This window comes from Streptacidiphilus albus JL83, assembly GCF_000744705.1.
GTDB lineage: Bacteria > Actinomycetota > Actinomycetes > Streptomycetales > Streptomycetaceae > Streptacidiphilus > Streptacidiphilus albus.
Map to the genome: position 1 here is coordinate 4,826,057 of NZ_JQML01000001.1, position 13,377 is coordinate 4,839,433.

At 70.6% G+C, this 13,377-nt stretch carries 9 protein-coding genes; 8 read left to right on the forward strand and 1 reads right to left on the reverse strand.

Going from position 1 to position 13,377, the window contains the following annotated elements; all coding sequences use genetic code 11:
• Positions 1-1,515 (reverse strand): CCA tRNA nucleotidyltransferase, encoded by a 1,515-nt coding sequence (locus BS75_RS20960; RefSeq protein WP_081982483.1) that lies wholly within the window; start codon positions 1,513-1,515, stop codon positions 1-3.
• 241 nt (positions 1,516-1,756) lie between these two features.
• On the opposite strand from BS75_RS20960, the gene BS75_RS20965 reads away from it, so the two are divergent.
• The 8 genes from BS75_RS20965 (at position 1,757) to BS75_RS21000 (ending at position 13,344) form a co-directional block, all read left to right on the forward strand.
• A complete protein-coding gene (locus tag BS75_RS20965; RefSeq protein ID WP_034089355.1) occupies positions 1,757-4,255 on the forward strand; it encodes a DUF6049 family protein in 2,499 nt (832 codons plus the stop codon).
• Positions 4,256-4,431: 176 nt separating this feature from the next.
• Entirely contained in the window at positions 4,432-6,801 is a 2,370-nt protein-coding gene (gene murJ, locus BS75_RS20970; protein WP_081982484.1) for a murein biosynthesis integral membrane protein MurJ, read from the forward strand.
• Between the two features lie 149 nt (positions 6,802-6,950).
• Complete coding sequence (locus tag BS75_RS50435; RefSeq protein WP_034089356.1) at positions 6,951-8,855, forward strand: protein kinase family protein; 1,905 nt, start codon at positions 6,951-6,953, stop codon at positions 8,853-8,855.
• 26 nt (positions 8,856-8,881) lie between these two features.
• Positions 8,882-9,700, forward strand: coding sequence for an RNA polymerase sigma factor SigM (gene sigM, locus BS75_RS50440; RefSeq protein ID WP_231607845.1), 819 nt, complete (start codon positions 8,882-8,884; stop codon positions 9,698-9,700).
• Positions 9,697-10,623 carry an anti-sigma factor family protein gene (locus tag BS75_RS20985; protein ID WP_034089357.1) on the forward strand — a complete coding sequence of 309 codons (927 nt, stop codon included), beginning with the start codon at positions 9,697-9,699 and terminating at the stop codon, positions 10,621-10,623. The genes sigM and BS75_RS20985 overlap by 4 nt, the downstream gene beginning before the upstream one ends.
• A 101-nt stretch (positions 10,624-10,724) precedes the next feature.
• Positions 10,725-11,681 (forward strand): thioredoxin-disulfide reductase, encoded by a 957-nt coding sequence (gene trxB, locus BS75_RS20990; RefSeq protein ID WP_034089358.1) that lies wholly within the window; start codon positions 10,725-10,727, stop codon positions 11,679-11,681.
• A gap of 48 nt (positions 11,682-11,729) precedes the next feature.
• The gene (gene trxA, locus BS75_RS20995; RefSeq protein ID WP_034089359.1) at positions 11,730-12,059 is read left to right on the forward strand and encodes a thioredoxin; all 330 of its coding nucleotides are present in this window, start codon (positions 11,730-11,732) and stop codon (positions 12,057-12,059) included.
• A 118-nt stretch (positions 12,060-12,177) separates the two neighbouring features.
• Positions 12,178-13,344 carry an N-acetylmuramoyl-L-alanine amidase gene (locus tag BS75_RS21000; RefSeq protein ID WP_042439802.1) on the forward strand — a complete coding sequence of 389 codons (1,167 nt, stop codon included), beginning with the start codon at positions 12,178-12,180 and terminating at the stop codon, positions 13,342-13,344.
• Positions 13,345-13,377: the final 33 nt, after the last annotated feature.

Genomic DNA, 13,377 nt, shown 5'->3' on the forward strand with positions numbered 1-13,377 from the left:
CTACCCCCGCGCAGCCCACCACTCCAGCAGCGCGGCCGTCGCCCGCTCCCGGTCCATCGGGCCGTTCTCCAACCGCAGCTCCAGCAGGAACCGGTAGGCCTCGCCGACCTCGCGGCTCGGCTTCAGCCCGAGGATCGCCATGATCTCCTCGCCGTCCAGGTCCGGACGGATCGAGTCCAGCTCCTCCTGCTCCTGGAGCTGCGCGATCCGCTCCTCCAGGCCGTCGTAGGCGCGCGAGAGGGCTGCGGCCTTCTTCTTGTTCCGGGTGGTGCAGTCCGAGCGGGTCAGCTTGTGCAGCCGGGACAGCAGCGGACCGGCGTCGCGGACATAGCGGCGCACCGCCGAGTCGGTCCACTCGCCGGTGCCGTAGCCGTGGAACCGCAGATGCAGCTCCACCAGCCGCGACACGTCGGCGATGATGTCGTTGGAGTACTTCAGCTCCCGCAGCCGCTTCTTGGCCAGCTTCGCCCCCACCAGTTCGTGGTGGTGGAAGGAGACCCCGCCGCCGTCCTCGAAGCGCCGGGTGCGGGGCTTGCCGATGTCGTGGAGCAGCGCCGCGAGCCGCAGCACCAGGTCGGGGCCGTCCTCCTCCAGGTCGACGGCCTGTTCCAGGACGGTCAGCGAGTGCTCGTAGACGTCCTTGTGCCGGTGGTGCTCGTCGCGCTCCAGCCGCAGGGCCGGCAGCTCGGGCAGTACCCGGGCGGCGATCCCGGTCTCGACGAGCAGCAGCAGGCCCTGGCGCGGGTGGTCCGACAGCAGCAGCTTGTTGAGCTCGGCCTGGACCCGCTCGGCGGACACGATGTCGATGCGCTCGGCCATCTCCGTCATCGCGGTGACCACCTCGGGCGCCACCGTGAAGTCCAACTGGGCGGAGAAGCGGGCGGCCCGCATCATCCGCAGCGGGTCGTCGGAGAAGGACGCCTCGGGGGTGCCCGGGGTGCGCAGCACCTTCGCGGCCAGGTCGGCCAGGCCGTGGTGGGGGTCGATGAAGACGACCTCGGGCAGGGCCACGGCCATCGCGTTGACGGTGAAGTCGCGGCGAACCAGGTCCTCCTCGATGGAGTCGCCGTAGGAGACCTCGGGCTTGCGCGAGTCGCGGTCGTAGGCCTCGGAGCGGTAGGTGGTGATCTCGATCTGGAAGTCGCGGATCTCGCCACCGGCCACCGGTCGGGCCTTCTTCCGCGCCCCGACGGTGCCGAAGGCGATGCCGACGTCCCAGATGGCGTCGGCCCAGGGCTTCAGCAGCCCGAGGATCTGCTCGGGCCGGGCGTCCGTGGTGAAGTCGAGGTCGTTGCCGAGTCGGCCCAGCAGCGCGTCCCGCACGGAGCCGCCGACCAGGGCGAGCCGGAACCCGGCGGCCTGGAAGCGCTGTCCGAGTTCGCCCGCGACCGGATAGGAATCCAGAATCTCGCTGACGGCGGTCGCCTGGGCGGCACTCAGGGATTCGTCGACGGAACCGCTGCGGGGGCGCCCGTCGTCGGGGCGGGCGGAGCTGGGATCATTGGCGTTCGGCACGACAGACAAGCCTACGTGGCGCGGAGCACCCCCCGCGCCCCGATAGCGTCTGGCGGTGTGACCGGCGACACGCGCGGACGGGGGGTCGCCCTTGCGTCCATCCGGGCGCGCCCGGCTGCATCCGCTCCCAGCCAACATCGTTACCATGCCAGAGCGCACGTGCGGGGGGCAGAGCGCCGGAGTAGAGCACAGCGAAGTGCGGTCGGAAGCGGCGCAGGTGACGAACGAACGGCGAGGGCTCGTGGGCGAGGCGGCACAGTACAGAAGTCGCGGCAACGGGCGGGACGGCCGCCGCAGGGCCTTCCGTACCGTCGGGCGCCTGCGCCGTGCCGCCGTGGTGCTGCTGGCGTCCTCCGTCACCCTGATGGGTGGTACCGGTCTGGCCCCGGCGGCCGAGGCCGCCGGGCTGAGCATCGCACCGGCGACGGTCACCCCCGCCCCGGCCAAGGCCGGCTCCGGGACGGTGGAGCAGGCGTCCGCCACCAACTCGACGTATCCGGCGGTGGTCTCGCTGACCTCCATCACCCCGTCGGTCCCGGCGCCGAACGGCACGGTGACCATCACCGGCACCGTCAGGAACAGCGGGAGCACCCCGATCTCCTCCTTGCAGGTCGGCGTCGCCGTGGGCAGCTCCCCGCTGGAGGGCCGCTCGTCGATCACCGGGGTGGCGCAGGAGACCACCCCCCAGCCGAACACCGATGCCAACGAGCTGACCTCACCCGCCCCGGTCCAGCTCGGGACCCTCGCGCCCGGAGCGACCACCAGCGGGCCGTTCACCCTGGTGATCCGGATCAGCAGCCTGAACCTGAGCTCGGACGGCGTCTACGAGCTGGACGTCGACGCGAGCGGGAGCATCGGCGGCGACTCCACCCCCCAACCGCTGGGCATCAGCCGGACCTACCTGCCGTACTTCACCTCGACCAGCGCCAAGCCCACCCAGGTCGCGACGCTCTGGCCGCTGGTGGAGCAGCCGAGCGTCCAGCCGCAGCGGTTCAGCAACGCGAGCCAGGCCGACCAGGCGGTGCTCAGCAGCGACACCCTGGCCTCCGACCTCGGCGCCGACGGACGCCTCGGGCAGTTGGAGAGCATCGGCGCCGAGAACCCCTCGGTGAAGCTCAGCTGGGTGATCGACCCGGACCTGGTCGACACGGTGAACGCGATGCGCGGCCACTACCAGGTGGTGAGCGGCCCGGCCGGCTTCACCGGACCCACCAGTCCCAGCTGCGGCTGCACCACGGCCGGCAGCGGCTCACAGGCGGCGTCGACCTGGCTGCAGGGGCTGCAGGGCGCCCTCACCGGGCTGGGACCCGACCAGGTGCTGGCGCTGCCCTACGCCGACCCGGACCTGGCCTCGCTCGCCCACAACCGCAGCGACATCGCCCCGCTGAGCAGCCTGCTGACGGCTGCCTCCAGCCAGAGCAGCCTGGACCTGCTGCAGACCTCCGCCGACCACTCGGTGGCCTGGCCCTACCAGGGCTACCTGGACTCGTCGGTGGTGTCGCTGACCCGGAAGCTGCACGACACCATGATCGTGGCGAACAGCGACAGCCTGCCGTCCCCCGATCTGACGAAGTCCACGCCGAACGCGGCCCGTTCGCTCGGCGACGGCAGCACCGCGGTGGTGGCGGACTCGGCCATCTCCGACATCTTCTCCGGGAACCTGTCCACCCAGAGCGCGCAGACCATGGCCGAGCAGCGCTTTCTGGCCGAGACCCTGGAGATCACCGAAGAGCTGCCGAACCAGCAGCGCAGCATCCTGATCGAGCCGCCGCGCGACATGGCGCCGAGCACGGCCGACACCCTGATGCACGCGCTGGTGGCGGCCCAGAGCGGCAGGTGGATCAAGACAGCGTCCTTCGGCACCGTGGCGGCGGCGACGCCGACGCCGGGAGCGGGGACCTCCCCGGCCCCGTACCCGTCCAGCCTGCGCACCACCGAGCTGCCGACGCTGCCGGACGTCATGGGCGTCCAGAGCGACCTCGACGAGCTGACGAAGATCCTCGCGCCCCCCAACCCCTACCAGGGCCCCTTCGACGCGGCCATACTGCGTTCGATCTCGACCCAGTGGCGCGACCAGGTGACGGCCGGAAGCACCTACCAGTACAACACCGAGTCCTACCTTTCGAGCCTGCTCACCTCGGTACGCATCCTCCAGCCGACCGGGCTGGCGCTGCCGGGCAGCAACACCGCGACGGTACCGATCACGGTCGAGAACAACCTGCCGCAGGCGATCGACAACCTGGAGGTGGTGCTGACCTCGGCGCGTCCGTACTCGCTGAAGGTCGAGGGCACCGGCAGCAAGCCGGTGTCGGCCTCGGGGAACACCAAGCCCTCGTTCAAGTTCCAGGTGAAGGCCGAGGTCAACGGCCCGGTCACGCTGACCGCGAGGCTCTGGACCGTGGTCGACGGGGTGCCGGAGCCGTACCTGGACAGTGAGCCGATCTCCTTCGTCGTGAATGTCACCCAGGTCTCCGACGGGGTGATCGCCGTCATCGCCGGCGGCTTCCTGCTGCTGGTGCTGGCCGGTCTGCGGCTGTACTGGAAGCGCAAGCAGGACGCCGCGGCCGCGGAGCTGCCCGACCCGGATCCGGAGTCGGACCCCTCCGGCCAGGAGGCCGGGGCGGCCGCCGAACCCCCGGCGGACACCCCTGATGAGGACGGTGCACCGGCGGCCCGGGAGCCCGACCCGAAGCAGCCGGGACGTCATGATCAGGAAAATGGACTCCAAAGCCAGTCATAGGCTGTGCCGGATGAGAAGGTAGACAGACGAGGCGGCCGGGTAGGACCGACCGCCCCATCCGAAGATCCGGAGAAGGTGGCATGGGCGGGCCGCGAGACGGCAGAACTCAACGGGGGCGTGGTGGACGCGCCCCGGAGGAAGGCATGCCCCCCGTCCGCTCCGGAACGGAAGGCGGCATGGACCCGTACGTGGACGAGACCTACGCGCGCGACCCCTACGCGCAGGATCCCTACGCACCCGAGCTCTACGGCCAGCAGCCGTACGACCAGGAGGCGTACGGGCCCGGCCAGTACCCCCCGGGCGAGTACGGCCCGCCGCCGATCGACCAGTCCCAGTACAACCAGCCGCCGCAGGAGCAGCAGCAGTACGGCCAGGCGCAGTACCAGCAGCCGCAGCCCGAGCAGGTCGGCTACGACCCGCGCAGCTACGGACAGGGCGGGTACCAGCAGCAGCCCTACCAGCAGCAGCCGTATCCGGCCGACCAGTACCCGCAGGCCCCGTACCCGCAGGGCCAGCCGCAGCAGGGCCAGCCGCAGCAGATCCCGCAGCCGCCGCAGGCCCAACAGCCGTACGACCAGAGCCAGTACCCGCAGGACCCGCGGCAGCCGGGCGGCTACCCGCAGCAGCAGCCCTACGTCGGCGTCGACGAACTCGTCAGTCGTGCGGGGCGCCAGAACGAGCAGCAGCCCGCCGGCTCGGACGCCGACCCGTACGGGTTCCTCTTCCGCGACGGCGGCGGGCAGAACCCGTCCTACGCCGAGGTCTACGCGCCCGGTCCCTACGGGGAGGTCGGCGGCGACGCGACCATGGAGACCACCGGCACCATGCCGCTGTTCACCATCCCGCTCCGGCACCGGCCGGGCAGCGGCGAGGACGAACAGGACGGCTCGGCGACGGTCAGCACGGAGAAGAGCGGCGGCAAGGGAAGCAGCCTGCTGAACTCCAGCGCGATCATGGCGGCGGGCACCCTGGTTTCACGTGGAACCGGCTTCGTCCGCACCATGGTGATCACCTACGCCATCGGTGTCGGAACCATGGGCGACTCCTACAACGTCGCCAACACCCTGCCGACCCTGCTGTACATCCTGGTCGGCGGCGGCGCGCTCAACGCCGTCTTCGTCCCCCAGCTCGTGCGCAGCATGAAGAGCGACGAGGACGGCGGCGAGGCCTACGCCAGCCGGCTGCTCACCCTGGTGATCGTCGGCCTCGGCGGGGTGGTCTTCGCCACCGTGCTCGCGGCCCCGCTGCTGGTCCGTCTGGTCTCCGACTCCATCATGCGGAACCCGGCGAGCGCGGAGACCACGGTCTCACTGGCCCGGTACTGCCTACCCACCATCTTCTTCATGGGCGTCCATGTGGTGATGGGTCAGATCCTCAACGCCCGCGGCCGGTTCGGGGCGATGATGTGGACCCCGGTCCTCAACAACGTCGTGGTCATCTTCACCTTCGGCATGTACGCCTGGGTGTACGGCCCCTTCACCCGCACCGGGGTCTCGCCGGAGACGATCTCCCCCGAGGGCATCCGGCTGCTGGGCATCGGCACCCTGCTCGGGCTCACCGTGCAGGCGCTGTCGATGATCCCGTACATGCGGGCGGCCGGCTTCCGGTTCCGGCCGCGCTTCGACTGGCGCGGCCACGGACTCGGCCACGCCGCCAAGCTCGCCCGTTGGACCTTCCTCTTCGTGCTGGCCAACCAGGCCGGGTACCTGGTCGTCACCCAGCTGGCCACGGCGGCCGGGAACGCCTCGGGACGCAACGGCGCGGGACTCTCGGCCTACTCCAACGCCCTGCTGATCTGGCAGCTGCCCCAGGCCGTGATCACCGTCTCGGTGATGAGCGCGGTCCTGCCGCGGATCTCGCGTTCCGCCGCCGACGGCGATGCCACGGCCGTTCGCGACGACCTCTCCTACGGGCTGCGCACCTCGGCAGTCGCCATCGTGCCCGCGGCCTTCCTGTTCCTGGCCCTCGGCCCGGCCATCGGCTCGGTCCTCTACGGCTTCGGCAGCTCCTCGCAGGGCGGCCTCTCGGTCGGCTGGATGCTCTCCGCGTTCGCCCTCGGGCTGATCCCCTACTCGGCACAGTACGTGCTGCTGCGCGGCTTCTACGCCTACGAGGACACCCGCACCCCCTTCTACAACACGGTCTGGGTCGCCGCCAGCAACGCGCTGCTGTCCGGGATCTGCTACCTCGTCCTTCCTGCCGACTGGGCCGTCACCGGGATGGCCTTCGCCTACGGCGCCTCCTACCTGGTGGGCCTGATCGTCGCCCTGCCCCGGCTCAAGCGCCGGATCGGCGATCTGGACGGCCCCAACATCAAGCGCACCTACAACCGGCTCATCGGCGCCAGCATCCTTCCGGCGATCATCGGTTTCGCCTCCTCCTACGGACTGATTCAGACGGTCGGGGGCAGCTTCTTCGGTGAGGTGCTGGCTCTGGTCGTCGGCCTGGTGCTGCAGCTCGGGCTCTTCGTGGTCATCGCCCGAAGGATGCACATCGAGGAGATGGACGCGCTGATCGGCATGGTCCGCCGCAAGATCGGGCGCTGACGATCCGCCGACCGACGGTCCATAGCCGGATTCCGCCTCGCGGCTGCGGACGGAGAAGGGGATCGTGGGTCGTGGGCAGTGTCCGGGGTTGGCACAATTGACCGTACGTCCCCTCAGCGGGGAACGTTCCAAGGGGAGGAAGGACGAAGGTGGCGGATCGAAGCGAGGCTCCCGTCGAGACCAGCACGGAGAGCATCGACGACGCCGTTTCCGCTGACAGCGGCGACACCGACGATGCCACGGACGCTGAGCTGGCGTCAGAGACCGCATCCGAGACCGGTTCCCCCTCCGAACCCGAGCCCGTAGAGACACCCGAGCAGGAGTCCGAACAGGAGTCCGAACCCGAGGCCCCGGCCTCCGAAGAGTCGGCGCCCGAAGCGGATGAGCCGGCTTCCGAAGCGCCCGAGCCGAAGGACCCGAAGCCGACGGCAGCGCAGGCAGAACCCGAGCTGCCGCTGCTCCGGTCGGCGCCGGTACGCCACAGCGGGGACCGGATCGCCGACCGCTACCGGCTGGAGGAGTGCATCGCCCAGGCCGGCATCTTCAGCAGCTGGCGGGCCATGGACGAGAAGCTGCGCCGCGCCGTCGGCGTCCACCTGCTCGCCTCCGGCCACCAGCGCGCCAAGGACGCCGTCGCCGCGGCCCGGCAGGCCGCACTGCTCGGCGACCCCCGCTTCGTCCAGGTCCTGGACGCGGTCGAGGACGGCGAGCTGGTCTACATCATCCGCGAGTGGCTCCCCGACGCCGTCGACCTGGAAACCCTGCTCGCCGAAGGCCCGTTGGAGACCTACGAGGCCTACCAGATGGTGCGTCAGGTCACCGATGCCCTGGCCTCGGCCCACCGGCGCGGACTGTCGCACCTGCGGCTCACCCCCACCTGCGTGCTCCGCAGCGACACCGGCCAGTACCGCATCAACGGCATCGCGATGGACGCCGCCCTGCACGGGCTGGTGGCCGAGGACCGGGCCGACGCCGAACTCCGGGACACCCAGGCCGTCGGCGAACTGCTCTTCGCCGCACTGACGCACCGCTGGCCGCACGCCGAGGACCGCTTCGGCCTCCAGGGGATGCCGCGCTCCATGGGGCTGGTCGCACCGGAACAGGTCAGGGCCGGTGTGCACCGGGGGCTCTCCGACCTCTGCGCACAGGCGCTCTGCCCGGAACCGGGCCGGCACCTGGAACGGCTGACCTCACCGGAGGCACTGGCCAAGGCCATCAGCCTGATGCCCAAGGTCAGGCAGCCCGAGCCGGAGCCGCTGACCATCCCCGAGTACCCGCGTCCGAGAACGTCGCCGACCGTCCCGGCTCCCGCTGCCGTTCCCACCACCGCGACCAGGCCGGTACCCGGCCCCAACCGCCCCCCGGCGGGACCGCCGGCACCGGCCCCCCGTCGTGGCAACCGCGTCCTGAAATGGTCCTTCTCACTGGTTCTGCTCGCGGCAGTGGGTCTGGGCAGCTGGGCCAGTGCGGAGGCGCTGCTGGACAAGCACGACACCGCCGCCGGCCAGTCCAAGACCCAGATCTCCGCCGGAATCCAGCCGACGACCGCACCCCAGCCGAGCCCCACCCTGCTGCACATCGCCGGAGCCACGGAGTTCTCTCCCCGGGACGAGCAGACGATAGCGGGAGCAACCGCCGGGCTCGCCGTGGACGGCAACCCCGGCACCAGCTGGATGATCACGCCCTTCTTCAACTACCCCAACTTCGGCAACTTCTCGACGCGCTCGGAAGGCAGCGGTATCGTCGTCGACCTCGGCAGCGTGCAGACCGTCGGCAGCGTCAAGATCACGCTGCCCTTCGGCGGACAGACGCTGGAGGTGGTCGCTGCCGCCGGCACCGACGACACCACCGCCCCGACCGACTACAGCGGCTACCTCTACCGCCTCAGCAACCTGGCCGTGGCCACGGGCACCACGGTCGACACGGTTCCGCTGGCCCATCCCATCCGCACCCGGTTCGTCCTGGTGCACATCACCAGTCTGGCCGTGGACCCGGACCTGACATCGCAGCACGGCTACTACGGCGGCATCTCCGAGATCCAGGTCTTCAGCTGACGGCCGGCTCACAGGGGAGGGGAACGGTGCAGGAGGCGAAGGACGGCGGAACCGCGGCAGCAGCCGGGTCCGCCGACAGCGACAGCGAGCTGCTGGCCCGCCATGTGGCCGGCGACAGCGCTGCCTTCGGCATGCTGGTGCACCGTCACCGGGACCGGCTCTGGGCGGTGGCACTGCGCACCCTCGGGGACCGCGAAGAGGCTGCCGACGCCCTCCAGGACGCCCTGATCTCCGCCTTCAGGGCCGCCCACACCTTCCAGGGCCGTTCGGCGGTCACCACCTGGCTGCACCGGATCGTCGTCAACGCCTGCCTCGACCGCGCCCGGCGCGCAGCGAGCCACCGCACCCGTCCACTGGACGACCAGCCCGGACTGGAGCTGGCCCTGGGCCAGGACGAGGGGGCGGACGTCTCCCTGGAGCGGCACGAACTGCAGCGCGAACTGGAACTCGCACTCGCCTCGCTCCCCGCCGAGCAGCGCGCGGCGCTGGTCCTGGTCGACATGCACGGATACCCGGTCGCCGAAGCCGCCGTGATCCTCGATGTCCCCGTCGGCACCGTCAAGAGCCGTTGCGCCCGCGGCCGCGCCCGGTTGCTCCCCCGGATAGCGCACCTGCGTTCCGGCCCGAGCACCCGGGTCGCACCGGACGCAGGTGTTTCACGTGAAACCGGCAAGCCCGTCCGGGAAAGCACCACCATCCCCGATTCACGTGAAACATCCGAGAGCGAGCAGCACGGAACGGCTCCACCCCAACCGGGGAACCACAAGCAGGGCGGCTCCGTCCCACTCATGACCGCCCGGCAGTCCGCCACGGATGCCCGTCCAGGAGGTGAACCAACGACATGACACTCTTCCCAACGGACTCCTCCGGCCATCCCGACGTCGAGGTCATCTCCGAGTACCAGGAGGAACTGCTCCCGGACGACTCCGCCTCCGCGGTCCGGGCCCATATCGACGAGTGCCCCGACTGCCGGGAGACCCTGGACGCCCTCGACGAACTGCGCGAGCTGCTCGCCGAGTCCGAGTTCCCGCCGCTGCCCGCCGACGTCGCCCTGCGTATCGACACGGCCCTGGCCGAGGAGGCCGGGATGCGGGCGGAGCAGGGGCCGACCGCGTCGCTCACCGAGCATCCGATCCGCTCCGGCCCCGGCCGGACGACCGGCCGTACGACCGGCCGTCCCCAGGGGGCGGCCCACACGACCCCTGGCGGCCCCAAGGCCCCCCCGGCCCCGGGCCGTCCGAACAAGCGGCGGCGGAGCTCCAGATGGCTGCGGAGGGCCGCCCTCGGGGTCGGCGGCGCCGCCGTCATCGGGTGCGTGGTCACCCTCGGCTTCTCGCTGGGCGGGCCGGGTCCGAACACCTCGACCTCGGCCGAACGGTCCGTGGTCTCGAACGCGGAGGGTGCCACGGGTACCGCGTACGTCTTCACCGCCGTCGGCTTCACCGCGCAGATCCAGTCCCTGGTCGCCTCCGACAAGGGCTCCGTCGCTCCCCGAGCGATGACCCAGGGGCAGGAGTCCGGGGCTGCGGCCGCGGAACCTTCGAACACGACACCCCCCGCGTGCGTGCTCCGCGCCGTGGACCGGCCGGGTCAGTCCCCGATCACCAGTGCGTTCGGCAACTACCAGGGCACCGCGGCCTTCGCCCTGGTGTACCCGGGGAACAGCGCCGCCACCTCCGTCGAGGCCTATCTGGTGACCGCCGATTGCACGCCCCCGGTCGGCGGCCGCAGTGCCATCCTGCTCCAGCGCACGGTGCCGCTCCCATAATCCACCGGGAATGCGGGAGACTGGGGAACCGTTGAGAGGGCACGCAGGGATGCCAAGCCCTCTCGTCGGCCCCAGGCTTGCGAAGCGATTCAGGAGATGCAGTGAGCGACGTCCGTAACGTGATCATCATCGGCTCCGGCCCGGCCGGGTACACGGCCGCGCTCTACACGGCCCGTGCCTCGCTGAGCCCGCTGGTCTTCGAGGGAGCGGTGACCGCCGGCGGTGCCCTGATGAACACCACCGAGGTGGAGAACTTCCCCGGTTTCCAGGACGGCATCATGGGCCCGGAGCTCATGGACAACATGCGCGGCCAGGCCGAGCGGTTCGGCGCCGAGCTGGTGCCCGACGACATCGTCGCGGTCGACCTCAGCGGCGACATCAAGACCGTCACCGACTCCGAGGGCAACGTCCACCGGGCCAAGGCCGTGATCGTGACCACCGGGTCGCAGCACCGCAAGCTCGGTCTGCCGCGCGAGGACCAGCTCTCGGGGCGCGGGGTCTCCTGGTGCGCCACCTGTGACGGCTTCTTCTTCCGCGACCAGGACATCGTGGTGGTCGGCGGCGGCGACACGGCGATGGAGGAGGCGACCTTCCTCTCCCGCTTCGCCAAGTCGGTCACCGTGGTGCACCGCCGCGACAGCCTGCGTGCCAGCAAGACCATGCAGGACCGCGCCTTCGCCGACCCGAAGATCAGCTTCGCCTGGAACAGCGAGGTCGCCGAGATCCACGGCGAGGCCAAGCTGAGCGGTCTGACGTTGCGTGACACCGTGACCGGTGAGACCCGTGAACTGCCGGTCACCGGGCTGTTCATCGCCGTCGGCCACGACCCGCGCACCGAGCTCTTCAAGGGCCAGCTGGACCTAGACGACGAGGGCTACCTCCAGGTAGAGGCCCCCTCCACCCGCACCAACATCCCCGGCGTCTTCGGTGCGGGCGACGTCGTCGACCACACCTACCGCCAGGCCATCACCGCCGCCGGCACGGGCTGCTCGGCCGCCCTGGACGCGGAGCGCTACCTCGCGGCGCTCGCCCACGTCGAAGCCGTCGCAGCGGTCTGACTTTCCCCCTCACCCCCTTCCCCGCCCACGTACACCTGAGGAGAACCCGTGTCCGGCCCTACCATCACCGTGACCGACGAGACCTTTGACGCCGAGGTGCTCAAGAGCGACAAGCCCGTGCTGGTCGACTTCTGGGCCACCTGGTGCGGCCCGTGCCGCCAGATCGCCCCGGCGCTGGAGGAGATCGCCGCCGAGTACGGCGACAAGATCACCATCGCCAAGCTCGACATCGACAACAACCCCAACACGCCGGCGACCTACGGTGTGCTCTCGATCCCGACGATGCACGTCTACCAGAACGGTGAGATCGTGAAGACGATCGTCGGTGCCAAGCCCAAGAGTGCCCTGGTGCGCGACCTGGCCCAGTTCCTGGGCTAGGTCCACGCGCCAACGCCGGGGCGGCCACCATGTGGTGGCCGCCCCGGCGTTTCCTTGTTTCACGTGAAACGGCGCGTACGATCGTCGGATCCCATGCAGAGGAGGGGACCCTCGCACCATGACCCACCACCCGGCCCACATCTACCGCTGGAAGCTCGGCGACACCGGTCCTGCCGTCGCCGAGATCCGTTTCAAGCTGGCTCTCCTCGGACTGCTGAGCAACGAGGGTCCTGTCGCGCAGCGCAGACAACTCCACTCGGCGTCCGCCCTCTTCGACCTGGAGGTGGACGAGGCGGTCCGCTACTTCCAGCAGCAGCGCGGACTGACCTCGGACGGCATCGTCGGCCCGGAGACCTACCGCCACCTCAACGAGGCACGGTGGCAACTGGGTGACCGCATCCTCGCCCACACCTCCAGCAACATGCAGTTCGGCGACGACGTCGCCCAGTTGCAGCAGCGACTGCTGGACATGGGGTTCACCCCGGGCCGGGTCGACGGCATCTTCGGCCCGGCGACCGCCCAGGCGCTCAGTGAGTTCCAGCGCAATATGGGCCTCCATCCGGACGGCGAGCTCGGCCCCGTCACCCTGACGGTCCTGCTGCGGCTCGCCCGCACGGTCGTCGGTGGCGCCCCCCATGTCATGCGGGAGACCGAGATGCTGCTCCGCTCCGGTCCCGCGCTGGCCGGCAAGGTCGTCGTCATCGACCCCGGGCACGGCGGCAACGACCCCGGGGTCTGCGTCGACGGGATCAGCGAGGCCGAGGTGGTCTGGGAGATCGCCCGCAGTCTGGAGCAGCGGCTCCACACCCTCGGCGTCCGCACCCACCTCACCCGGCAGCCGGACAGCGGCGGCGACGAGAGCCGGCGCGCCGCCTTCGCCAATGCCACCGAGGCCGATCTGCTGATCTCCCTCCATCTGGAGGGCCACCGCAATCCGACTGCGGCCGGTGTCGCGAGCTACTACTACGGCGACGAGAGCCGGAGCCGCTGGTCGCACACCGGCAAGCAGTTCGCCGGGCTGGTGCAGCGCGAACTCGTCGCCCGCTGCGGCCTGGGGGACAACCGCAGCCACGCCCGCACCTGGACGCTGCTGCGATCCACCCGGATGGCCGCCGTACGGCTGGAGCTCGGCTACCTCACCAGCCCCGAGGACGCGGCCAGGATCACCACCCCGGACTTCCGCGTCCAGGCCGTGGAGGCCGTCGCGGTCGCCGTCCAGCGCCTCTACCTGCCGCCCGAGGACGACGCACCCACAGGAGTGCTGCACCTTCCGGTCCTGGCCTGAGCCTGCTGCTGGGACCGTCAGCGTGGGTCTGAC